This is a genomic window from Thomasclavelia ramosa DSM 1402 (assembly GCF_014131695.1).
GTDB lineage: Bacteria > Bacillota_I > Bacilli_A > Erysipelotrichales > Coprobacillaceae > Thomasclavelia > Thomasclavelia ramosa.
On the sequence record NZ_CP036346.1, the window covers coordinates 2118545 to 2143430 of the forward strand.

26 protein-coding genes are annotated in these 24886 nt (G+C 31.4%); 13 read left to right on the forward strand and 13 right to left on the reverse strand.

Translation table 11 applies throughout. The features are described 5' to 3' along the window. Positions 1 to 501: 501 nt before the first annotated feature. Positions 502 to 2451 (reverse strand): polysaccharide biosynthesis protein, encoded by a 1950-nt coding sequence (locus EYR00_RS10310; protein WP_003536457.1) that lies wholly within the window; start codon positions 2449 to 2451, stop codon positions 502 to 504. A 389-nt stretch (positions 2452 to 2840) separates the two neighbouring features. On the opposite strand from EYR00_RS10310, the gene EYR00_RS10315 reads away from it, so the two are divergent. From EYR00_RS10315 to EYR00_RS10345, 7 genes are all read left to right on the forward strand, one after another. Next, complete coding sequence (locus EYR00_RS10315) at positions 2841 to 3524, forward strand: YveK family protein (RefSeq protein WP_008791393.1); 684 nt, start codon at positions 2841 to 2843, stop codon at positions 3522 to 3524. Between the two features lie 2 nt (positions 3525 to 3526). Beyond that, positions 3527 to 4303 (forward strand): tyrosine-protein phosphatase, encoded by a 777-nt coding sequence (locus EYR00_RS10320; protein WP_003536455.1) that lies wholly within the window; start codon positions 3527 to 3529, stop codon positions 4301 to 4303. Further along, positions 4304 to 5029 (forward strand): CpsD/CapB family tyrosine-protein kinase, encoded by a 726-nt coding sequence (locus tag EYR00_RS10325; protein ID WP_003536454.1) that lies wholly within the window; start codon positions 4304 to 4306, stop codon positions 5027 to 5029. A gap of 2 nt (positions 5030 to 5031) precedes the next feature. Next, a complete protein-coding gene (locus tag EYR00_RS10330) occupies positions 5032 to 6009 on the forward strand; it encodes a hypothetical protein (RefSeq protein ID WP_003536453.1) in 978 nt (325 codons plus the stop codon). A gap of 291 nt (positions 6010 to 6300) precedes the next feature. After that, positions 6301 to 6849 carry an LPXTG cell wall anchor domain-containing protein gene (locus EYR00_RS10335; protein WP_003536450.1) on the forward strand — a complete coding sequence of 183 codons (549 nt, stop codon included), beginning with the start codon at positions 6301 to 6303 and terminating at the stop codon, positions 6847 to 6849. Between the two features lie 32 nt (positions 6850 to 6881). Further along, entirely contained in the window at positions 6882 to 7520 is a 639-nt protein-coding gene (locus EYR00_RS10340; RefSeq protein WP_008791392.1) for a class D sortase, read from the forward strand. Between the two features lies 1 nt (position 7521). Beyond that, positions 7522 to 8349 (forward strand): hypothetical protein, encoded by an 828-nt coding sequence (locus EYR00_RS10345; protein ID WP_003536435.1) that lies wholly within the window; start codon positions 7522 to 7524, stop codon positions 8347 to 8349. 80 nt (positions 8350 to 8429) lie between these two features. Here EYR00_RS10345 and EYR00_RS10350 read toward each other — a convergent pair whose 3' ends face one another. The 8 genes from EYR00_RS10350 to gpr form a co-directional block, all read right to left on the reverse strand. After that, the gene (locus EYR00_RS10350) at positions 8430 to 8750 is read right to left on the reverse strand and encodes a helix-turn-helix domain-containing protein (RefSeq protein WP_008791390.1); all 321 of its coding nucleotides are present in this window, start codon (positions 8748 to 8750) and stop codon (positions 8430 to 8432) included. A 27-nt stretch (positions 8751 to 8777) separates the two neighbouring features. Next, positions 8778 to 9617, reverse strand: a complete 840-nt coding sequence (locus EYR00_RS10355; RefSeq protein ID WP_003536433.1) for a Cof-type HAD-IIB family hydrolase — start codon at positions 9615 to 9617, stop codon at positions 8778 to 8780. A 23-nt stretch (positions 9618 to 9640) separates the two neighbouring features. Beyond that, positions 9641 to 10942 (reverse strand): pyrimidine-nucleoside phosphorylase, encoded by a 1302-nt coding sequence (locus tag EYR00_RS10360; protein WP_003536432.1) that lies wholly within the window; start codon positions 10940 to 10942, stop codon positions 9641 to 9643. A gap of 82 nt (positions 10943 to 11024) precedes the next feature. Beyond that, positions 11025 to 11285 (reverse strand): heavy metal-binding domain-containing protein, encoded by a 261-nt coding sequence (locus EYR00_RS10365; RefSeq protein WP_009300032.1) that lies wholly within the window; start codon positions 11283 to 11285, stop codon positions 11025 to 11027. Between the two features lie 70 nt (positions 11286 to 11355). After that, on the reverse strand, positions 11356 to 12309 hold the full coding sequence (gene fmt / locus EYR00_RS10370; RefSeq protein WP_003536430.1) for a methionyl-tRNA formyltransferase: 954 nt from the start codon (positions 12307 to 12309) through the stop codon (positions 11356 to 11358). A 22-nt stretch (positions 12310 to 12331) separates the two neighbouring features. Continuing rightward, complete coding sequence (locus EYR00_RS10375) at positions 12332 to 12616, reverse strand: hypothetical protein (RefSeq protein WP_003536429.1); 285 nt, start codon at positions 12614 to 12616, stop codon at positions 12332 to 12334. Further along, positions 12613 to 13362 (reverse strand): stage II sporulation protein P, encoded by a 750-nt coding sequence (gene spoIIP / locus EYR00_RS10380; protein WP_008791386.1) that lies wholly within the window; start codon positions 13360 to 13362, stop codon positions 12613 to 12615. Before spoIIP ends, EYR00_RS10375 begins: the two co-directional genes overlap by 4 nt. A 52-nt stretch (positions 13363 to 13414) precedes the next feature. Next, positions 13415 to 14374 carry a GPR endopeptidase gene (gene gpr, locus EYR00_RS10385; RefSeq protein ID WP_009300030.1) on the reverse strand — a complete coding sequence of 320 codons (960 nt, stop codon included), beginning with the start codon at positions 14372 to 14374 and terminating at the stop codon, positions 13415 to 13417. Between the two features lie 144 nt (positions 14375 to 14518). Here gpr and rpsT point away from each other — a divergent pair, with 144 nt between their 5' ends. Together rpsT and pepF are read left to right on the forward strand one after the other, a co-directional pair. Beyond that, positions 14519 to 14779: a 30S ribosomal protein S20 gene (gene rpsT, locus EYR00_RS10390; RefSeq protein WP_003536425.1), complete on the forward strand. Its 261-nt coding sequence runs from the start codon at positions 14519 to 14521 to the stop codon at positions 14777 to 14779. Between the two features lie 33 nt (positions 14780 to 14812). Then, positions 14813 to 16588 carry an oligoendopeptidase F gene (gene pepF / locus EYR00_RS10395; protein ID WP_003536423.1) on the forward strand — a complete coding sequence of 592 codons (1776 nt, stop codon included), beginning with the start codon at positions 14813 to 14815 and terminating at the stop codon, positions 16586 to 16588. A gap of 28 nt (positions 16589 to 16616) precedes the next feature. Here the strand turns inward: pepF and EYR00_RS10400 are convergent, their stop codons facing one another. Continuing rightward, positions 16617 to 18023, reverse strand: a complete 1407-nt coding sequence (locus EYR00_RS10400) for a uracil-xanthine permease family protein (RefSeq protein WP_009300029.1) — start codon at positions 18021 to 18023, stop codon at positions 16617 to 16619. A 209-nt stretch (positions 18024 to 18232) separates the two neighbouring features. Here EYR00_RS10400 and ispG point away from each other — a divergent pair, with 209 nt between their 5' ends. After that, the gene (ispG, locus tag EYR00_RS10405; RefSeq protein ID WP_003536420.1) at positions 18233 to 19288 is read left to right on the forward strand and encodes a flavodoxin-dependent (E)-4-hydroxy-3-methylbut-2-enyl-diphosphate synthase; all 1056 of its coding nucleotides are present in this window, start codon (positions 18233 to 18235) and stop codon (positions 19286 to 19288) included. Between the two features lie 59 nt (positions 19289 to 19347). Then, entirely contained in the window at positions 19348 to 19617 is a 270-nt protein-coding gene (locus tag EYR00_RS10410; protein WP_008791383.1) for a hypothetical protein, read from the forward strand. On the opposite strand, the gene EYR00_RS10415 is transcribed toward EYR00_RS10410, so the two are convergent. Beyond that, complete coding sequence (locus EYR00_RS10415) at positions 19590 to 20450, reverse strand: deoxyribonuclease IV (RefSeq protein ID WP_003536418.1); 861 nt, start codon at positions 20448 to 20450, stop codon at positions 19590 to 19592. The genes EYR00_RS10410 and EYR00_RS10415 overlap by 28 nt on opposite strands. Further along, the gene (locus tag EYR00_RS10420; RefSeq protein WP_003536417.1) at positions 20450 to 21820 is read right to left on the reverse strand and encodes a DEAD/DEAH box helicase; all 1371 of its coding nucleotides are present in this window, start codon (positions 21818 to 21820) and stop codon (positions 20450 to 20452) included. The genes EYR00_RS10415 and EYR00_RS10420 overlap by 1 nt, the downstream gene beginning before the upstream one ends. Positions 21821 to 22124: 304 nt before the next feature. On the opposite strand from EYR00_RS10420, the gene EYR00_RS10425 reads away from it, so the two are divergent. After that, positions 22125 to 22478, forward strand: a complete 354-nt coding sequence (locus EYR00_RS10425) for a hypothetical protein (RefSeq protein WP_003536416.1) — start codon at positions 22125 to 22127, stop codon at positions 22476 to 22478. Between the two features lie 15 nt (positions 22479 to 22493). After that, the gene (locus EYR00_RS10430) at positions 22494 to 23405 is read left to right on the forward strand and encodes a 4-hydroxy-3-methylbut-2-enyl diphosphate reductase (protein ID WP_003536415.1); all 912 of its coding nucleotides are present in this window, start codon (positions 22494 to 22496) and stop codon (positions 23403 to 23405) included. A gap of 31 nt (positions 23406 to 23436) precedes the next feature. Here the strand turns inward: EYR00_RS10430 and EYR00_RS10435 are convergent, their stop codons facing one another. Continuing rightward, positions 23437 to 24774: an MATE family efflux transporter gene (locus EYR00_RS10435; protein WP_009009202.1), complete on the reverse strand. Its 1338-nt coding sequence runs from the start codon at positions 24772 to 24774 to the stop codon at positions 23437 to 23439. Between the last annotated feature and the right edge of the window lie 112 nt (positions 24775 to 24886).

The window sequence follows — 24886 nt, forward strand, 5'->3', positions numbered from 1 at the left end:
AAACTATTCACCAGTCATCATACAGCTTTAATAAATTGGCAGTTCTACCAGCTGTTAAACATATGACCAGGGAAGTAAATTAGACTATCACAAAATAATTTTGATTTATTTTACAGAGACAAGATGTGTTGTTTCTATATTTTCTAGTACTATTCATGAAAATCTAATTATATATATTTATCACTAGAACAAATAAACTATCATACTTGGTATTTTAAACATTCAACTAATCTGTGATAATAACATAAGCCAAAAAATATCACAGCAATTCATACTAAGTATTATTTTATTTTCTAGAACTGCCCTAACAAAAAAAAGCTCTGGGCATCATTGCCTAGAGCTTTGCTAATACATATCATTTTACATCTATCAAATCTAGAATATATCGATATAGATATATTCATTCAATCATTCATCTATATACAAATACTAGCCGTATTAGCATATTACAAATTACTTATAGTAACGCGACATAGCGACGATTACCACGATTAATCATTTTTAAATATTTACAGTTTTACTAACTTGAACTTGTTCATTAACTTGAACATGTGAATCTTTCTTTATTTCTGGTGTCTTTCTTCTCTTTGGAGTAATACCATATTGGTAAGTTGGCACAAGTTCCTTAATCAATGAACGAATATCATCTGTTTCTCCATATGCAGCTTCTTTTAAATTTATTAATCTTTCAACAAATGTATCCTCATTCATCTCAATCGGTTTTCCAATGTGAATCATATGATTAGGAGTATCTTGAAGCCCCTCCTCTTCCATAAGTAATTCTTCATATAACTTTTCTCCTGGTCTTAATCCAGTATACTCGATTTTTATATCAACATCCGGTTCATAACCAGATAATTTAATTAAATTTTTTGCCATATCAGCTATTCTTACTGGCTCACCCATATCTAAAATAAAAATTTCACCACCCTTAGCATAGGCACCTGCTTGAAGAACTAACGATACTGCTTCAGGGATTGTCATAAAATAACGAATTATATCAGGATGAGTTACTGTTACAGGTCCACCTTCTTTAATTTGTCTTTTAAATATTGGAATTACCGAGCCATTCGAACCTAGAACATTGCCAAATCTTACAGCAACGTATTCAGTTTGTGATCTTTTATTGTAAGTTTGAACAATCATTTCACATAACCTTTTTGTAGCACCCATCACATTAGTTGGATTGACTGCTTTATCAGTCGAAATCAAAATAAATTTTTGTGCATTATATTTATCTGCAGCTCGAGCAACATTTAATGTTCCAAAAACATTATTTTTTATTGCCTCATTCGGCGAATCTTCCATCAAAGGAACGTGTTTATGTGCAGCCGCATGATAAACAATATCAGGATGATAAATCTCAAATAATTTATTGACCTTGACTTCATTTCTTACAGAAGCAATTAAAGTCTCTAAATTAAGTTCTGGATAATTATGCTTTAATTCTAATTGAATATCATAAGCATTATTTTCATAAATATCTACAATTATTAATTGTTTTGGTTTATTTGCAGCAATTTGACGGCATAATTCACTACCGATTGATCCGCCCCCACCTGTTACCATAACAACTTTATCGGTTACATAGCCCATAATATCAGCTAAATTAACTTTTATTGGATCACGTCCTAATAAATCTTGAATCTCAACCTCTTTTAAATCAGAAATATGAACATCTTCATTAATAAACTGATATATTCCAGGCAACTTTTTTAACTTACATTTTGTTTCTTTACATATATTAAAGATATCGATTAAATCTCTTTTACTTGCTGAAGGCATCGCTACCATAATTTCTTCTATCTTATATTTATTTACAGCTTCAATGATCTTATCACGACCACCATATATTGAAACCCCATGAATTGTTCGATTCCATTTACTTGGCTCATCATCAATAAAACAAATAACTTCTTTATAGATACTCTTTGAACCTAAAATCTCCTTATAAACTTTTTCCCCAGCAACTCCGGCACCAATAATCATTACTTTTTCTAAAGGTCGTTGCTCTTTTCTTCCCCTTATATTATGACGCGCCGCATATAACCTAATAAAACGATAAATAAATCGACTTCCCCCAACCATCAATACTAATAATAAAAAGTAAATAAAATAACAACTTCTTGGTAATGGATTTCCAGTCAATTCACATATTAAGATATTTGCTATGGCACTCATAATCGACGCAAATATAATATTTTTTAGTTCAATTATCGATGCAAACTGCCATAAACTATGATATAGACGAAAAGTAATAAAGATTGCTAATCCAATTAATATCATTGAACCAATCAATATATTTACTCTATGTAGATACTGAGACTCAATAGGTCCATTGAATCTCAATAATAAAGATCCATATGCAGCAATTATAATGCTAATAACATCAAAACTAACTAAAAATATTCGTCTAATATTCAGTTGCGTCTTTTCTCCCAATCTTTTCATTCTGTTCTATCTCCCTTCTAGAAACTCAGAAAAGTAACTACTTATCATTTCTCGATTTTCTAAAATCATTTAACATTCTATTTTTAAGCATGATAAAAGATTCTATCAAATATACAAGGCAATTATGATTAATTTAAGACAATAAATCAAGTGATTTTCCATATTTTCTCTATTTTATTACAATTACCGACAATATCCATCATAAATTTAATCTTATTTTCATTCTTTTTTTTAAATTTATAAAATAACAACTCTGTCACACATTCTATTTTAACATTTTTCTACAATAAATATTAATTTTTATTGGTAATTTCTTGCATTTTATCCGCTTATAAAGGATAATACGTTTTGGAATAGTTTTATTCAATATATTAATAATGGGAGGACTTATGGATAAAAATGAATTAAATGATGAAGTTGAAATCGACTTATCACAATTATTGAAATTACTGAAAAAGAATATTCGCTTGATTATTATCTTAGCCTTAGTCGGAATAATTATTGCAGCTTCTGCAACTACCTTTCTAATAAGTAAAAAATACCAGTCACAAGGAAGTGTATTATTAAAAGCTGATGTAGTTAATGGATCATTAGACTCAACTCAAGTTAATACAAATAAAATGATGGTAAATAACTATGTTAAATTATTACAAGGTAATAACATTCAAGATCAAGTTGCTAAAAACTTAAATATTACTTCTGCCGAAGTACGCAGTTCATTAAGTATTACAAATACTACTGATACACAAATTATTGAAATTTCTTCAACAACTGTTGATCCTGGACTTTCTAAAAGAATCGTTGATGAAACAATTAGTGTTTTTACAACTTTAATCCAAGAAAAGCTAGATGTGACAAATGTTACGATCGTTGATCAGCCTGAAGTAAATCCTAATCCGGTTTCACCAAGCATGGTTAAAAATGTTATTATTGGGGCAGTAGCCGGTATCGTTATTAGTTTGGGGTATTTATTACTTACATACCTATTAGATACTAAAATTAAAAACGGTGAACAAGCTGAACAATATCTAGGGGTCCCTCTATTGGGAATCGTCCCTTTCTTTGAGGAATAACCATGGCATTTATTGATATACATAGTCATTATGCTTGGAATGTTGATGATGGTATCGAAACTCGAGAAGATGCACAGGCAGCATTAAAAAAAGCTCAAATTCAAAATATTACTAAAATTGTAGCAACTCCTCATCTTACTCCAGGAACAACTACAGCAAAAGAGTTTGAACAAATTAAAGAACGGATTGAGGAATTAAAAAAGCTTGCCAAAGAATATCAAATTGAAATCTATCCAGGTTGTGAAGTTATGCTTAATGGAGACTATCTAGAACTATTAGATAATCATCAATATTTAACTATTAACAATGGACCGTATTTACTTGTTGAATTTAATGTTACTCAAAAATTACCCGAAGATTATGATGATCGTCTATATGAATATGGAATAAAGCAAAAAATTGTTATCGCTCATGTAGAACGTTATTTTCATCATAGTATTGATTTAAATCTAATTCAAGAGTGGATTGATCGTGGCTATATTATTCAAGTTAACAGCACTAGTTTATTAGGAATCCATGGTAGTATGATTCAAGAAAACGCATACCAGCTATTAGATAATGGTATGGTTCATGTAATCGCTAATGATGTTCATCGCCCTAATGGTAAACGTAGTGTTAATCTCCAAGAGACATATGAAGTTTTAGCAAAAAAATATCAAGCTGAGGATTTAACTAGACTCATGTATGATAACCCTCTAGCCATTATCAATGGACATGCGCCTGAATTAATAAAAGTTCGTAAAATATCTAAATTACCTTGGTTTAAAAGGAGAAAATAAATGTTTAAAAAGAATAAAAAACAGAGTGAAAAAGACACATATCTGATTACTTCGCCAGATAAAAAGCATGGGAAAATCGATTTTAAAGAAGTATACCGCCACATTAGAACAAACATCGAATATTCTACTGTTGGTAAAAATGTTAAAGCAATCAACGTGACATCTTCAATTCCTAGTGAATCAAAAAGTACTACATCATTAAACTTAGCGATGATATATGCAACGAAATATGCAAATGTCTTATTGATTGATGCTGATTTAAGAAAAGCTACCCAGCATCGTTATTTAAAACTATCGAACTCACGAGGATTAACTAACGCTTTGATCGAATATGGTGAAACTAAAAAAATTAGTTCAAAATGTTTCCAATTCATTGAAGATGAATCGTTTGTAGGAAAATTATCAGTTTTAACTTCTGGGGTCAAAGTACCAAACCCTAGTGAATTATTAAGTAGTCAAATCTTCGAAGACTTTATTAATGAATTAAAAGGATTATACGATTTTATTATCATTGATTGTCCTCCAATTATGTTAGTTAGTGATGCTATTCCGATTGGTAATGTGGTTGATGGAACAATCTTTGTTTGCTCATCACAACTAACTGGTCGTAAAGATGCTAAGGCTTCAATCGAAATCTTACAAAAGAATAATGTCAATATCCTTGGAACAGTATTAACTCAAGTAGAGCAAGATGGCTCTAGCAATGGATATTACTACTATTACTAACAATGAAAAATAAAAAAAACAGTATTTTTCTTATTGTTGTTCCAATTCTTTGTATTTTAATAGTAGCATTATTTGCCTATGATCGTTACCAAACCAACCAGTTAGCAAAAAAATTCAAGCAAGATAATCAAACTGTCGATACTTCTAAAAACAATAATCAAACATCGTTAGAAAACAAATTACCAACTATCTATTGCGTTGGTGATAGTACAACGATTGGAACTAGCAAAAATACCAGTTATCCCAAATATTTAGAAAATAGCATTAATACAACTATTACTACTTTTGGAGATGACTCTATTAACAGTCTTGCTTTAGCAATTAAATTTGGCGTTAGTGAAATCTATGTTAATAACTTTACGATTCCTGCAAAAAGTGAAGAAACTACAATTACCTTATTAGATAAAAATGGTCAGGCCGTAAATGCTATTTTAACAAGTAAGACCAATATTGATAAATGTACAATCAATAACATTGAAGGTTCCATCAATTATGATACAGCTAATAATCGTTTAGTTTTCAAACGTTCAAAAGCTGGTGAAAGTAGTAAAATCAATACTTTAACTAAAATAGAAGTAACAAAACCTGAAATTAATAAGGATAACATCTTAATATTATTTACTGGTTCTTATGAAGAAAGTGTTCAAGGAAGCTTAGCTGAATATCAAAAACAAATTATTAGTGCATTTAACACTGATAAATATATTGTTGTATCATTAACTCAAGATGATCGTGATGCTACAAATAATTTATTGAAGACAACACATGGTGATCATTATTTAGATTTTAAAAGTTATTTATTAACAAGCGGTTTAAAAGATGCAGGAATTACAGAAACTGCTCAAGATAAAACAAATCTAGCTAATAAAAATACTCCGTCTAGTCTTTTAGATGACAAGATAAATGGAAATAGCAAATATAATGAATTATTAGCAAAACAGCTTACTGATAAAATGACTAAATTAGGTTATCTAAAATAAATAAACTAGTTTAACACTTTAATTTTTAATAAAATTAAAGTGTTTTTTTATAGTTAACAGTAATTAACTTAAAAAAAATATAAAAGATATTATTATATCATAAATAAATTGTTTTTTATATATCAAATTTTTAATATTTTTTGTATTTTTTATCATTGTCACAAAATTATCTCAAATTTAAATAACTAAATTTAACTAATTACTTGTTATTATGCCAAAAAAGATATATTATATATGTGTATATTTGTGTATCTTTCGCAAATATTCTAAAACTAAAAAGGAGGGGACAAGATGAAGAAACTTTTAAGTTCTTTAATGGTAGCTTGCTTAATGTTTGTTGCAACTATCTCAACTGTTGGTGCTGTTGGTTCTATCACTGCTGATGAACAAAAAATCATCGATGCTTTAGAAGCTGGTGTTACAGTTGATGGAGTTAAAGTTAATCTAAAAGCTGCTGATATTAATGCTGCTAAAAATTACTTAACTAACAATGATGTTACAGCTGCTCAAGTGACTACTATTTTGAACAACATTGAAGGAGCTAAATCTTATATGCAAACTAATCATATTAAAGATATCGCTTCTATCAAAGGTGCTCATGCCACTGCAATTTTAGGTTTCGCTCAAGCTGCAGCTGATGTACTTGGGTTAACTATTAAAGTTGGTGCTGATGGTACTGTCACTGTTTACAAAGGTAGCGAAGTTGTTTATTCAACTACAAACGTTATCAAAAAGACTGGTTATGATTTCACTCAAACTGCTGTAATGGCAGCTGGACTTGTAGCTGTATTATTCGGTGCAGGATATTACGCTAAGAGAAAACAACTTTTAGTTAAATAATCGTGCGATTAAAACATAAGCAAAAAAAGATAATGGCACTAGTATTAGTGCCATTATCTTTTACCATTATCTGCTACCTAGTATTATTTTTAATAATTAGTCCAATTATTGAACCAGTCATGTCTATTTACAGTCTTGTTGCTAGTGAACATGCACCAAATTTAAATGATAACAGCAACAAAGATCTATATAAAAATAAACTAGTTAGTTCTGCTACTATTAAAGCTTCAGAAGTAGTAATGCCTTCTTATGGTGACCTATTTGGTAAAATAACCATTGATTCTGTCAACAAGACAATTAACCTATACTATGGTGATGGTAATGATCAGCTTCGTAAAGGCGCTGGATTATTCAACGGTTCATTTTTACCAGGATTTAACCGTACTTCATTAATTGCCGGTCACTCATTGCCTTACTTTGAATGTTTAGGTGATGTCAATGTTGGAGATATTATTAAAATATCTACCCATTATGGTGATTTTGAATATAAAATAACAGATACTAAAATTGGTAAAGCTACTGATGAATCAAATTACGATCTTGCCCAAAGCGAGAAAGAACAATTGATCTTATATACATGTTATCCATTCGAATTGATTGGTTACAAAGCTGACCGTTTATTTGTTTATGCAGATAAAATAAGTGGTCCAACGATCTTGGAGGGACAATAACATGGCAAGAAAAAAATCAAGTAGTCGAACTACATTATCGTATATTTTATCATTATTAATTGCAATCTTTCTAAGTATCTTAGTAGTTCTAACAGTAACTCGTTTTACTGTTATGTCTCCAGGTTTCTTAATTTCTAAAATGGATGGAGCTGATTTTTATAAACAATCAGTTGTATCATTAAATGAAGAGATCCAGCAAGAAACACAGTCAACAGGATTTCCTATAGAAATGTTTGAAAACTATGTTGATGAAGATACTGCTAAAACAGCAATGGAAAAATACATTAATAATGCCTTTGATGGTGGTGAAACCACTATTAACACAACTGAATTTGAAACAAAACTTACCCAGGATATAGATAACTATTTAACAACTAATAATATTATTATTAATAGTGAATCACAAGAAGCAATTAGCGTACTGAAAAGTAACTTGATTGATTTATACAAAAGCTATTTATCATTCCCTTATCTAGCCCTTGTTATTGATGTTATAAATACATATGATGGAATCTTTTTAATTGCGGCAGCAGCTTTAGTTGTTTTAATCGGATTAGCAAGTTTCTTATTATATCGCCTATATAGTCATTATCAAGGTAGAAGACGCTATTTCTCATATGCCCTATCGGCTTCTGGTTTAATGTGTTTCGCTTTACCATTCTTTATCTATATTGGTAAATTTATTGATAAAATCAGTTTATCACCTGCATATTTCTATAATTTCTTTACAAGTACCTTAAACTCTTACATGTTGACATTTGTAATCGTTGGTTTAGTAATGATTGTTTTAGCAAATATTGTAGCGTATATAAAATTTGAACGAAAATAATGCGCTTGTAATTAATACAAGCGTTTTATTTTGCTTATAAAGAAAAAAGGCTCTAACTTAAATTATAGGCCTTTTAACTGTTATGTGTAATTATCAAATATTTGTTCAGCGGTCTTAATTAAAGCTTTTGAAAAAGCCAGCTCAAATACTTCATAATCAAATGAACTTCGTGTAATTCGATTAAACAGTCGATAAAAATCATCATGATTGCTGATAAAATAAGGAATTCCTGCATCAATACCCAAATACTCACAATACTTAAGATAATTATTGGTGTCAATGTTTCCACCTTTTTCAAATCGATAGACAGTACTCTTACTGATTTTCAACACTTTAACAATTTCTTTTTGGGGAATCTGCTTTGTTTTTCTAATTCTTTTTAACACTTTCCCTAATGTCAAGATAAACCTCTTTTACATTACCCCAATTTAAATTAAACCTAATCGCTGCAGACACTTAAAGATTCCATCATCATCAGGCTCTTCAAATGTATCATCCGCAATTGCTTTCAACTTATCAGGAGCTAAATACGATACTACTCCATAAGCTGCCTCGCTAATCATTTGAAAATCATTCATACTGTCACCAAAAGCAATCGTATCTTTCATATCTCCACCTAGATATGCAACTGCTCGTTTCATTGCATCACCTTTAGTACAATTTTTTAAAATAATTTCACCATTAATAAAATCGTCTGTTTCCTTAGAAAAAATAACGATATTAAAAAACTCACTTAAATACTTTACACAGTCATAAAATGCCAACTTATCTTCTGCAATAAAACATACTTTTGTTACTTTCGTTTGCAAAATGTTAAATTCACTGATTGGTAAACGTACTTCTTCATTTCTACGCTCTTCTAAAAAACGTGCTAATTCAAGATTTCCTTCAAGAATATTTGCTTGCTTCTTTTCAAAAAAATCTTGGACACCTGGTGTTTGATACAAAGCATCTTTAGTTTCTAAGCTAAATAAAATTTTAGCATTAGTAAATAAAAGCATTACTTCTGATAAAACATACTGGTTAATAAAATTCTCAAAGATGTATTTACCATCAATACTAACAAAACCACCGGCTGAAGAAATTATTCCGTCAAATCCAATATCCCGTATCGATTTCATTATCGACACCGGAGCACGTCCCGTACATAAAAATGTTTTATGACCATTTGCCCGTGCTTTCTTTATTCCTTCTTCAGTATTCTTAGTTACTCGTTTACTTGGACCAATTAAAGTTCCATCAATGTCAAAAAATAAATATTTACCCATCTTTATCCTCCGTTATGACTATATTATACAAGGATTTCATCAATTAGTATCGGTTTTTCAACAAAAAAATCAACAATTTTATAAGCTCCATATAATTCGTTAATTAATTCATCGCTTACTTCATTATTTGCATGGATATAAGCTAATACTTCTCCCACCTTACATTGATCTCCAACTTTTTTATTTAAGATAATCCCTACGCTATGGTCAATAACATCATCCTTAGTCTGACGACCACCGCCTAATTTCATTGAAACTATTCCTAATGTTTTAGCTTCAAGAGTTTGAATATACCCAGCTTGCTTAGCTTTAACCTCAATAATTAGTTTAGCTTTAGTAAACAACTCAGGATTACCAATATACTCATCATTTCCATGTTGATATTTAACCATTTCTTTAAATTTATCTAATGCTTGACCAGTATCAATTACTCGCTTAAGCATTTTTAAAGCGGACTCTTCATTTTTGCATTTTTTGGCCTGTACTAACATATGACTGCCAGCTTCAAGACAAAGATTTAAAAGATCCTCAGGACCACTTCCATTTAATGTATCAATCGCCTCAATTACCTCTAAAGAATTCCCGATTGCTTTTCCTAGCGGTTGATTCATGTTTGAAATAGCTGCTCGAGTATCTTTACCTAGATGTTGTCCAATTTCAATCATTGTTTGTGCCAAGCGCTTAGCTTCCTCTTTAGTTTGCATAAAAGCACCTTCCCCATATTTTACATCTAATAAAATAGTATCGCTGCCAGACGCTAATTTTTTTGACATGATCGATGAAGCAATCAAAGGGATACAATCAACAGTTGCAGTTACATCACGCAGTGCATACATTTTTTGATCAGCCGGTACTAGTGTAGCACTTTGTCCAATAATCGCGATACCGATTTCATTAACTTGTTTAATAAAATCATCTTTACTTATTTGAATTTGCAAACCCGGAATCGACTCTAATTTATCTAATGTTCCCCCTGTATGACCTAAACCACGCCCCGACATCTTAGCAACTTTAACCCCACAAGCTGCAACCATTGGTCCTAAAACTAAAGATGTTTTATCTCCAACACCACCTGTTGAATGTTTATCAACCTTTACACCTGCAATTTCACTTAGATCAATTATTTCCCCACTATGAAGCATTTCATCAGTTAAGATAGCCGTTTCATGTTTAGACAGCCCATTAAAACATATTGCCATTAAAAAAGCACTCATCTGATAATCTGGAATATTGCCATCATTATATCCTTTAATAATAAAATGGATTTGTTCTTTTGTTAACTCATGATTATTTTTCTTTAATTCAATTAAATCAACCATTCTCATACTTACACAACCTCCGTAGTTATATTGTACTACAAACAAAACAAAATATTAATCTAAACAATAATAAATAAAAGACTTAGAATTACTCTAAATCTTCTAAAACAACAGCTGTTCCCATTAAAACCGGTTTATTTGAATCACGCAAATCAAAGCAAACCCCCAATACAGCATTGGCACCTAATTTTTCAGCAGCTTTAGCTAAATTTTCTTGAGCTTTGACAATATATTCTTCCACTCCCATTGTTACTCGAAAAGCTCGTATAGCATCATCATAGCCGACTACTATGCCTAAGTCTTTAACTACTTTTTTATTAGGATAACTGCTTAAAGTTGAAATAATCATTTCTATTTCCTCCTTTGTATCTTCTCTAATTATATCTTTTAATTTATAAAAAAAGCAACCATTAGGCTGCTTATTCGAATTTACTATCAACTTCAAAAATATTATTTCCATTCAAATAATCTTTAACTAACATTCGCTTCTTTCCAGCTAGCTGTAATTCTGTAATTAAATATATTCCTTCACCAGTTTTAACCCCAATTGCATCTTTAAAGATCTTAACGATTGTTCCATTTTCTTGATGAGCGTGGTGCTTAAGGGCATTTTCACATACATGAATTTTACCGGCCCAGATCTTTACAACTTTACCTTGATAAGTGGTATAAGCACCTGGCCATGGATTCATTCCACGTACTTGATTATATACTCGAAGAGCACTCTTACTAAAATCTATTTTTTCTTGTTCATGACTAATTGTTGGTGAATATGTAACTAAACTTTCATCTTGGGCAATTGACTCATTTGTACCAGCAAGTACGCTCGGTAAGGTTTCTAGTAACAACTCTGCTCCAGCAATACTCAAACGCTCATATAATTCTCCCGTTGTTTCCTCTGCTCCAATTGGCACTTCGACTTGAGAAATAATATTTCCAGCATCCATTTTTTTGACCATATACATGATCGTTACCCCTGTAACTTCTTCACCCTCCATGATTGCATAATGTACTGGCGCGCCACCACGATATTTAGGTAATAATGAAGCATGAACATTGATACAACCTATTTTAGGAGCATTTAAAACTGCTTCTGGAACAATTTGTCCATAAGCTGCAGTAATAATTAAATCCGGCTCTAAGGCTATGATTTCCTGATATTCTTCCTTAATTTTTAAAGGCTGATAAACTGGTATCCCAGAAGCCAAAGCAACTTCTTTAACTTCAGGCATTGTTAACACCTTTTTACGACCAACAAAACGATCGGGCTGAGTTACTACAGCAACAACATTATAATTATTTTCCAACAATTTTTCTAAAACCTGTTTAGAAAAACTTGCTGTTCCCATAAATATTATTTTTGCATCTTTCATAATATACACCATCACTTTCTTACTATAAAAGTGTACTAATAATATTGGAAATAATCAATACTAATGTTTCAATAACTTTAATACAAACTTCACTAATCTGTTTAACTACTAATGATAATGTATTTTCTTCATTATCATTAGTAGTTCCATAATCGGTAGTAATTGGTTTTTGTTCTTTAACATCCTCTTCAAACTGAGTAATATTCTTGTCAAATACAGCTTTTTGGATTCCGTAGTCTCCAAATAAACCATTAATCATAAATAACAATAATCCAACTAAACAAAGATCAATTAAAAAATTTTTCATCCTAAATATTCTCCAATCGCTTTAGCAATAATTTCTACTGTCGCTTGAACTTCTTCTTTAGTATTACTTTGAGCGCCAACCTCTATTAGAACCATATTGTCACTAATTCCTTGATTATAGTGAGATTTTTTCACATAAACACCACGGCTGATTTTTGGAACTGTTGCATTAGCTAAATCTGACAGTTTTTGTGAAAGCTGATTAACCGCATCAAATTTACCACTGCTTTTACCTACAACAAACATGATTTTAGCATATGATTTTCCATCATGGCTAATGGTTGACAGCTCTTTAGAAATCGAATCGCGATGAAAATCAATAATTAAGTCATAACCACCACTAAGCTTTAAACTCTCTTCAAGATACATTTTAGATACCGTATATGATTTATTATAAGCTATTTTATGAACCGCTTTATAGCCTTCAAAATCATTTCCTTCAACATCGCACTGGTATCCTTTATTATTTAAACAATCTTTTAAATAATTAGCTCCTTCTACGACATTAAAACCATCATATTCTTCACCCTGGTGAGTATTATAAATATGAATCTTTTTATCTTTCGTGGGAACAAAACTAGTGTTGGTTGGATTGGTTGCCACTGGAGTAGTTGGATTATTTTGTTCATTATTAATTGCATTAATAACTTGGGCATTTGATCCGCTTACTTTAGTTGGAAGATAAACAATTAAACCTACAATAACCGCCAATTTCAATAAAATTAAAAACGTATTTTTAAGTCTCATCTGCATCACCTACTATACTATACAATACAATAGTATGCATGAATTGTAGGATTTAGTACCTTAACGCATTAATACTTTTACTTATTATTTTTGACATAATTTCACACTGTTCATCAATTTGCTTATCACTTAATACAAAATTACAATCAATCGGATTCAATATTTCATTAAATAACAGCTCTAATTCACTATCATCCAATTTTCCTAATTGTCCTAACATCATTTCTTTTTGCTGTTCATTTAAGCTCCCATGATAACGTTCACGCTTTCCTACTTTTAATTTACTTATTGGATTTAAACTATCACCAAAGTAATCTAGCGTATAATTTAAGACATCACTTACTAAACTGCTTGCATAAATAACAGTTGGTATACCAATTGCAATTACCTTAGCACCCACAGTCTCCTCGTTGATTGCCTGACGATAATTACCTATCCCACTACCAGGATTTATCCCTACATCGTTAATTTGGATTACATGAGCTAATTTATGATAATTTTTAGCACAGAGGGCATCTACAACGATTACAAGATCAATATCCTCTTTATCCACTAACGCTTTTACAATCGCTCCAGTTTCCATCCCTGTTTGCACCATCACCCCAGGAGCAATACCTAAAATATCATAATAGTGATTAATTAATTTGTCTTCATCATCAAGAAAATGAGTAATCCGCACATCCCTTAAAGTTCGTGGGCCAATCGCATCATTAGTTAAATATTGATTACCTAACCCTACCATCAAAATCTTAGGATAATCAATCTTATCAATTAATGGCTTTAAATTATTTACAACTTCCTTAATAATAGCAGTTTGTTCCAAATAGTCTTTAAAACTTATTTCGATATAAGTTCCAATCCCCTGATTAATACTTTGATGAGCCTGAAGGATCGAAACTTTTTCAACCTTAACACCATCATTAACATACTCTTCCTTTTGATAATGCTTACCAACTTCTAGTTGCTCTAGCGATTCGGTTGCTAAATCACTACGTATATTACTAAAATTCATCCTATCACCTATTATAAATATCACCAATTATGGAAATTTAATACATATTTGTCCAATAATATCGTATCAATTCAAAAAAAAGTTGCATTTATTGGATTATTTTTATATAATGTAAAAGCAAGAAATGAAGCGAGGTGAAAGATCATGGCAAATATGAAACAACAAATTAAACGGTATAAAAATGATAACCAAAAAAGAGCAAAAAATACTTCATATAAATCAGCATTAAAAACTGCAATCAAAAAAGTATTAGCTGAAGTTGAAGCTGGAAATAAAGATGAAGCAGTAAAAGCTTATAACGAAGTAGCTTCTAAATTAGATGCTTCTGTAGTTAAAGGAATTCATCATAGAAACTATGCTAGCAGACAAAAATCTAGATTAGCTAAATTAGTAAACTCTATCTAATGATAGGGTTTTTATTTTAAAGGAGAAAATTGTATGGAGAGAAAAGATATTGATATTAAAGATACATGGGACTTAAGTACTATCTATAATAGCCATGAAGCTTTCTATCAGGATTTAGAAAAAACTAAATCTTTAATTAATGATCTAATTACTTTCAAAGGTAAAATTTGTAATAGTATTGATAGCTTTTATAATTTTTTAACAACAAAAGATACGGTTGAACGATTAATGAATAAATTATATTGCTATGCTCATTTAAATTGTGATGTCGAACCAAAAAATCAGGAATATCAAACTATGATGGCCACTATAATGGGAGTTTTAGAAGCTTCGTCAGTACAAATATCATTTGTCGATAATGAAATCATTGAGGCTAAAGATAAAGTACTGGAATATTTAAAAGATCCAAAATTAGAAAAATATACTTACAAGATTAATTCATTATTATCATATGAAGCACATATTCTGCCCAAAGAACAAGAAGAATTATTAGCTAAAGTGGAAAGTATTGCTGATACTTCTAGTCAAGTATTCAATGCTCTTCGTCTTGAATATGAAGATGTTGAAGAAGATGGAAAGTTGAAAACATTAAATAATGCTACTTTAAACCAATTCCTAAAGAATAAAGATGAAAAAGTACGTAAACAAGCATATACTAATTTCTTTAAAGAGTATCAGCGCTATGAAAATGTCTTTGCTCAAACATTGGCCGGGGTAATGAAAAAGGATGCTTTTTATGCCGATGTACGTAAATTCAATAGTGCTCTTGAAGCTAGCGTTTTTGATGATGATGTTCCTAGTGAATTATTTTTTAAAGTTTTAGAAAGTGCAAACGTCAAATATCGACACTTATTTCATCGCTATAACCGACTAAAAAAAGAGCTTCTAAAGAAAGATGTTATTTATAATTATGATTTAAATATTCCACTAGTATCTTCAATCAACAAAAAGTATACGATTGATCAGTGTTTTGAAATTATTAATGAATGTCTTAGACCATTTGGTCAAGATTATTTGGACATTATTAATAAAGCTCGAAATGAACGCTGGATTGATTATTATCCTACACCAGGTAAACGAATTGGTGCTTATTCTAGTGGCAGTTATGACACTAATCCTTTTATCTTAATGAATTTTATTGGTGACTATAATTCTCTTTCTACTATGATCCATGAACTTGGTCATAGTGTTCATAGTTATTTATCTAATCATCATCAAGATGCAGTTAACGCTAATTATCGTATTTTTGTTGCTGAAGTTGCTTCAACTGTTAATGAAACGTTACTGATTAATTATATGATCAAAAATGCTAAAAATGATCAAGAAAAAGCATACTTTATTTATGAACAATTAGAAAACTGTGTTGGTTTGATTTTTAGACAGCCAATGTTTGCTGATTTTGAATATAAATTGCACACGATGGCAGAAAATAATGAACCATTATCATCAAAAGTTATTACTGATCTATATGCACGACTTAACCAAGAATATTATGGAAAAGATGTAACTATGGATGAACTAGTTGGCTGGTCATGTTATTATGTACCACATTTCTATTATGATTATTATGTATATAAATATACGTTAGGTATGACCGTTGCCTTAGCCATAGTTAATCGTATTTTAAAAGGTAATCAGCAGCAAGTAACTGACTACTTAAATTTCTTGAAATCTGGAGGCAGCAAAGCACCTGTTGAGCTTTTAAAACAAGCGGGTGTTGATCCTTTAGATGATCAAATTTATGAAGATGCATTTAAATATTTTGAAGAACTATTAAATCAATTTGAAACAATTAAAAAAAATGCTTAGAGAATCAATTATGATTCTTTAAGCATTTTTACTTTTTTGCTTCTTTCTTTTTCGGAAGCACCAAACTTAATAACAAAGATACAACAAATACACCTGCAACAGCATTACCATTAAATATATCTCCCACTACTGGTGGAAAAGCTGCAAAAAAATTACCCGAAGTTTGAGTTAATCCTACCCCAATACAAAAAGCTAATGAAACAATGATCATTGTGCGCTCATCAAACTCATTTTCTTTAAGCATTTTGATTCCTTCATACATGATTGAACCAAACATCATCACTGTACATCCACCTAAAACTGCTTGTGGTAAGGAATTAAAGAATGCTCCTAACGGTGGAAATAGGGATGCTAAAATTAAAATCAATGCCCCTACTAAAATGGTAAAACGATTAATAACTTTTGTCATCGTAACTAATCCCACATTTTGGCTGAAAGATGTTAAAGGAATACAACCAAAACACCCTGAAATTGCGCTAGAAAGGCCATCAACAGCAAGTGAACCTTGTAGTTCCTCCATCTTAATATCACGTTCTAAAGCACCGGTACACACTGCTGTAGTCGCTCCTGTTGTTTCTGCAGCAGATACCAAAAATACGATTGCAATAGTGAAGAATGCTCCTAAATCAAAAACTGGTGTATGACTCGTAAAAAAAACTAACTTGGGAATACTAAAAAAACCTACTTCTTGTATTGTTTTTGTTATTCCTGAAAAATCCACCATCGGAGCAATATTTGCGACCGTAAAAATAACAGATAGTAAATATCCAAAAATAAGTCCCACTAAAATATTTAAATTTTTATAAACACCTTTCAGTAAATAACGTGATACTAAACAGACAACTAAAGTGAATGTACCAACTAATAAATGATACCATGACCCAAAATCAGCGGCACCATTTCCACCGCCCCATGAATCCATTCCAACTGATAAAAGTGAAAGTCCAATTGCAATTACTACACAAGCTGATACAACTGGAGTTAAAAAACGTTTCCAGTATTTTGCACTCAATCCGACAATTCCCTCAAAGATCCCACCTAAGATGACCGCTCCGATCATCCCTTCATATCCTAAGTCTGGGTTCGTACAAATTACTAATAAACTTCCTAAAAAAGTGAAACTAACACCCATAACAACAGGTAATTTCGAACCAATCTTCCAAACTGGATAAAGTTGCATGCAGGTTCCAATCCCAGCTACAAACATTGCACATTGCAGCAATTGCGTGATCTCAGCTGAAGTTAAATGTTCTCCTGTTCCTCTTACAAGTGCTGCACCACATACAATCAATACAGGTGCTAAATTCGAAACAAACATCGCTAAAACATGCTGCAACCCAAAAGGAATTGCTTTTTTTAAAGGAACTCTTCCATTTAGCTTGTAAATATTTTCTGTACTTACAGATGTAACCTTTTCTTCTTTACTATTTTCCATCATAATGACCCCTATTTTCTTTTATCTTCTTGAAGTTATAACTGCTATCTATCCAAACAATAATAACTATAAAAAACGATAGAATTTTACCATAAAAATAGACAAATATCTACTCCTTAGTAAGCCTTTTCTTTAATAAAGCCATATAATAGAACATTTATTTTTATTAATAAGGAAGGATATGTTATAATTCTAACGAGGTGAAATTCATGAAGAGAAATGAAACAAGAACTATCAAAGTGGGAAACCTTACTATTGGTGGTAATAACGAAGTAATTATCCAGTCAATGACAAATACTAAAACTAAAAACATTGAAGCAACTGTGAAACAAATAAATGCTCTAGCTGCAACTGGCTGTCAATTAGTGCGACTTGCAGTTTTAAATAATGATGACGCTCTAGCTATTAAAGAAATAAAAAAACATGTTAGTATTCCGCTAGTCGCTGATATTCATTTTGATTATCGTTTAGCATTACAGGCAATTGAATCAGGAATTGATAAAATTAGAATCAACCCTGGTAATATCGGTTCTCCAGAAAAGGTTGAAATGGTTGTAAATGCCTGTAAGAAACATCACGTTCCAATTCGAATCGGAGTCAATAGTGGTTCTTTAGAAAAAGATATTTTAGCTAAATATGGCAAACCTACTGCTGAGGGAATGATTGAAAGTGCGAAAAAGCATGTTGAAATATTAGAAAGCCTAGGTTTCTATGATATCTGTATTTCTTTAAAATCATCAAACACCTTACTTACGATTGCTGCATATCGACTAGCAAGTGAAACTTTTGATTACCCTTTACATATTGGTGTTACAGAAGCCGGTACAAAGCTTGGTGGAACAATTAAATCTAGTTTAGGGATTGGCACGATTCTATATCAAGGAATTGGTAATACAATTCGAGTTTCTTTAAGCGATAGTCCCTTAGAAGAAATCAAAGTAGCAAAAATACTTTTGAAAGAATTAGAGCTAATTGATAATGTCCCAACTCTTGTTTCTTGTCCAACCTGTGGAAGAATTCAGTATGATCTGATTCCCGTAGCCCAAGAAATTGAAGATTTTTTAAATACCATCAACGCTAATATTACCGTAGCTATTATGGGTTGTGCTGTAAATGGTCCCGGTGAAGCTAAACATGCTGATATCGGAATCGCTGGTGGTTTTAAAGAAGGTCTTCTGATCAAAAAAGGTGAGATCATTCGCAAGGTAAAACAAGAAGATATGGTTGAAGAATTAAAAAAAGAAATTTTATTAATGATTAAGTAGTACATTTTAGTACTACTTTTTTACTTTATGCATATAATTGAAAAAAAGGAGGAAACATGATGAGTAACACTAGTTACAATGAATTATTTAATTTAGATTTTAAGATGTTTAAGAAGCTTGTATATGAGCAGGATATTGATATTGACGAAGAGCAATTATTACTAATTTATAATTTAATTCAAAATAATCGCTATGCACTGATCGATAGCCATTATAATGAAGTTCTCTACAATTATATAAGTGAAAAGACAAGTATCTCTACTTGCCTTAAAATTAAAAGTTTTTTATCCAATTGTCCCCATTACTTTAATCTAGGATTAAAAGTTTGAGTTCTAAACATCTCAATTTCTTCCTTATATGGAGCAATTTTTTCAATATATGGTGTTTCTAAAATCTTAGGAACACTTTTTAATTTATCATGATGAACGATCATATTCAATGTATCAAATCCAATATGACCATATCCAATATTTTCATGACGATCTTTACTTGCTCCACACTCATTTTTAGAATCATTTACATGAACAACCAATAACCGTTCCAAACCAATTTTTTGATCAAATTCTGTTAAAATATCATCAAACTTAGTTAAATCAAATCCAGCATCATGAAGATGACAAGTATCCATGCAGACCCCTAAACATTCATTATTATCAACATTTTCAATAATATATTGCAATTCATCGAAAGTTCGACCACATTCACTTCCTTTACCAGCCATTGTCTCTAAAGCAATTTTAACATTACCACAATCTTTTGTTGCCTCATTCAATCCTTCAACGATTCTTTCCAAACCAATCTGACTCCCAGCTCCTACATGGGCACCTGGATGTAAAACTAATCGTGTTGCTCCTATCGCTTTACAACGTTCTATTTCTTGCTTTAAAAAGCTGACTGCTAATTCAAAAGTCTCAGGTTTTGTTGTATTAGCTAGATTGATAATATACGGTGCATGCACAACAACATTATCAATTTCAATTCCATTTTCTTTCATTAATTCTTTTGCTTCTTCAATGCGTAATTGATCAATAGGCTTACGGGCAGTATTTTGGGGAGCTCCAGTGTAAAACATGAAAGTATTAGCCCCGTATGATAATGCCTCTTTGACTGAACCTAATAACATCTCTTTTCCTGACATTGAAACATGACTACCAATAATCATTAATTCTCTTCTCCATTCCTCTTAGCCGCTTGAGCTGCACGAGCTCTTTCTTTCTTTTGTCGGCGAATATCATTTTGAATCATTGCTCGTTTTTGTTTACGAACAACTTGCTCAACTTCTCTTTTACGTTTCTTTTTATAACCAGGTTTTACCTTTTTTGGTTTACGAATAATACTTTGAACTTTCTTTTCTAATTCGGTTTGTTGTTTAGGACGTTTATTTCTTTTTAAACGATCACCCAAATCAACAAATTGACCATTTTTAATCGTCATATTTTTAAAAAGAATTCCTTTACGTTCAAGAACTTTTAAATTTGCTTCATCGGTTGTATCATACATGCTGTAACATATTCCAGTATAATTTCCACGGCCGCAACGACCACTACGATGAATATAAAAATCCGGTTCTTTAGGAAATTCCATATTAATAACATGCGATACTCCATCAATATCAATTCCACGAGCCGCAATATCCGTTGCAACAATAAATTGATATTCATTGTTTTGAATTCGCCGCATCATTTGCTTACGTTCACGAGGTTCTAGATCACCATGAATCTCTCCCACTTTAAATCCGTCTTCTCGTAATTTTTTAGTCGTACTGGCAACATCACTACGAGTATTAGCAAAAATAATACATACATAAGGATCAATCGACTCAATAATCTTTTTTAATACCTCATAACGGTTTTTATGCTTAGTTGCAATTAGAATATGTTCCACATTTTCAGTAGTTACTTTATCATCATCAATCTCTACTAATACTGGTGATTTCATATATTTTTTTAAAAACGGTCTTAACATCTGCGGAATCGTTGCAGAAAAGACCATCATCCTTAAATCATCACGCATCTTCCCGGCTACAGCATCAATATCTTCCAAATATCCAAATTCAAGCGTCATATCAGCTTCATCAACAATAAAAGTTGAAGCAGTTGTAATTTTTAAAGCTTGTTCATCTAAAGATAAATCTTTAATTCTTCCCGGTGTCCCAATAACAACATGTGGTTGAACTGCTAGTTTATTAACGGTCTTTTGACGATCATTTCCTCCAACGATCAAAGATACTTTGATCTCACTATTATATTTAGTAAATAATTTAGCATTGTTATAGATTTGGGTTGCTAATTCCCGTGTCGGGGCTGTAATTACAGCTTGAACACTATTATTCTTAGGATCGATGCGATCCATTACCGGTAACAAAAAGGCATGAGTTTTTCCTGTACCTGTTTGTGAAATACCAATAATATCACTATTTTTATACACTAAAGGAATTACTTGTTCTTGAATTGAAGTTGGTTTTTGAAAACCTAATTCTTCAATTGTTTGTAAACAAAATTCCTGCATTTTAAATTTTGTAAATGTACTCATTTTGTACTCCTTTCTTTGATAAATTCAACTAATTTTAACATAACCAAAATAAAAAGCAAATAAAATAAACCTATTCTTTAAATAGATTTAGTATGTTCTATTCTAAGTCCTCAAAGTTAGTTTTAAAGACCTAAATCCCACTTAAAAACAAATAAAATAGTTAAACAACAATAGTTTACCCAAACAATTTTTATCTAGCTATTGCCCTTTGCAAAAATAACCTCTAACTCCAAGCAAAATAACAAGTATTCAATATCACAATTATTAATTATTTGCATACATTATTAATAAAGGAGGGATAAAAATGAACCCATTCTATGATGAAAATTTTTACTACAATAATTTCAATCCCCAAATGAATCCCATGAATCAAGGGTTTCCTGTTAATAGAAAACTAAAAACCCGCGCCAATTTACAAAAAACATTACATTATGCCTCTAAAACTGTTTATACCATTAATCAAGTAATTCCTCTAGTCTATCAAATCCGCCCTATTATCAACAATACTAAAAATGCTTTTAGAGTCATTCAAGCAGTTAATCATATTAACGATATTGACTTTGATGAGGTTGAACAAAATATTACTCCTATCGATCAAGAGAAAAAAGAAACAAAAGAAGAATCAGATGACGTAAAGTTTGAAAATATGGTACAATAACCACGAGGTGATTTAATGAAAGTATATCCAATTACACCCAGAGGATATTGTAAAGGGGTTGTTCGTGCAATCGAATTAGCTAAAAAACAAGCCCATCAAGATGATGTTTATATTCTAGGCATGATTGTCCATAACCAATATATTGTTGATGCTTTAAATAATTTAGGTGTCAAAACGATTGATAAAAAAGGTGCTTCGCGTGAAGAATTATTAGATCAGGTTTCCCAGGGAACGGTTATCATTACTGCTCATGGAGCTAGTCATAATGTTATAAAAAAGGCTCATTCAAAAAATATTCAAGTAATCAATGCTACTTGCCCCGATGTTATTAAGACTCATGACTTAATTAAAAATTATTTAAATCAAGGGATTGAAATTCTTTATATTGGCAAAGCTGGTCATCCGGAATCAGAGGGAGCATTATCAATTGATCCTGCTCATATCCATCTGATTGAAAATAAAACCGATTTTGAAAATCTTGATCCTAATTTAAACTATGTCATTACAAATCAAACGACAATGTCTTTATATGATGTTTATGATTTATGTGAATATGCTAAAACAAAACTAAATAATTTAATTGTTGCTAAAGAAACATGTCAAGCAACAACTGTACGTCAAGAAGCTATTGCAAAAATTAATGATGAAGTTGATGTCATTTTTATCGTTGGTGATCCTCATTCGAACAATACTAAAAAATTAGCTAGTATCGCACATGAAAAAGCTAATAAGGACACTTATATGATTGAAAGTGTTAATGATATTGATATATCTATGTTAAAGGAAAAACATGCTGCAGCTGTTAGCTCAGGGGCATCTACACCAACATACTTGACAAATCAAGTAATTGAATATTTACGTCAATTTGATTATCAAAATGTTTCTACTCATCCTAAACCTAAAATTGATTTAGCTAAAATTATTTAAAAAGCTTAATTTTCTCTCGAAAATTAAGCTTTTATTCATCTGGCAGCCAATTAACTCTTCGATAATAAATTAACAATCCAATTGCACAAATTGCCCAAGTAACAGGCCATCCTGCAAAAACAAAAGCTAGATTATGCGTTAATGGAACGGTAATCATTAAATAGATTTGTCTTAAAATAACAAAACTTCCTACCATAAAATACATTGGTACTTTAGAAAGCCCTGCTCCACGCAATGTACCGTTAAGAATTTGAACAATCGGTAAAATAATATAGCATGGTGCAAAAACATTGATCATTGTCACCCCTGCAGCAATTACGGCTTTATCATTAGTGAAGATTCCAACTAACTCACTACCAAATAATCCCATTGTAATCGAACCAGCTAAGATTACAATTGAACACATTAACCAGGCTGCTTTTACTCCTTGACGGACACGTTGATATTGTTTTGCCCCCATATTTTGACCCACAAAAGTTGTGATTGCCATATTAAAACTTTGCAACGGTAATTGCAAAAATCCATCAATTCTGATCGTTGATGAATATCCAGCCATTGCTGCAGTTCCAAAACTGTTAATATACGATTGTACTATAACATTTGAAAAAGATGTTAAACTTTGCTGAAATGCTGCAGGAAAGCCTACTTGTACGATTTTTCTAACAATATGTTTGTCAAATGAAATCTCATTAATTTGCACTCGATAATCTTCTTTTGTGTGAATCAACTGGTACATTACCATTACCGCACTAATTGCCTGAGCAATTACTGTTGCGATTCCAACTCCAGCGATTCCCCAATTAAAACTACAAACAAATAAAAAATCTAAAGCGATGTTAACAACACTGGCAACGATCAAATAAATTAAAGGTCGTTTTGAATCACCGATTGCTCTTAAAATTCCTGAACCCATATTATAAACAAGGCCAAAAGAAATACCACAAAAATAAATCATCAAATACATCGATGAATGAGGTAAAACTTCTTGTGGTACTCCAATAGCCTTTAAAAGCGGTTGGGTACACAATAGCCCTACAACCGTAAAAACAACACATAAAACTCCTGTAAGAGCCAGTGATGAATGGACAGCACGCTGCATTTTTTCAATCCGTCGTGCCCCAAAATATTGGGAAATTACAACTCCAGCCCCCGTTGCCAGTCCCATAAAAAAGCCTACAAGCATATTAATTACTGGGGTAGAAGCTCCTACAGCAGCTAATGCATTACTGTTAACATAGTTGCCAACTACATAAGAATCGACTGTGTTGTATAATTGCTGAAATAAATTACCAATCAATAATGGAATTGAAAACCATAAAATTGATTTATAAATACTCCCCTTAATTAAATCCGTACTTTGATCTGCCATAAATCTCCCTCGCTTTAACATGAAAATGATACACCTTATTAACCAGCATTACAAGAATTGCTTAAACAATTCTTGTTCAAAATATGAAAATCAATTATATCTAAATATCACG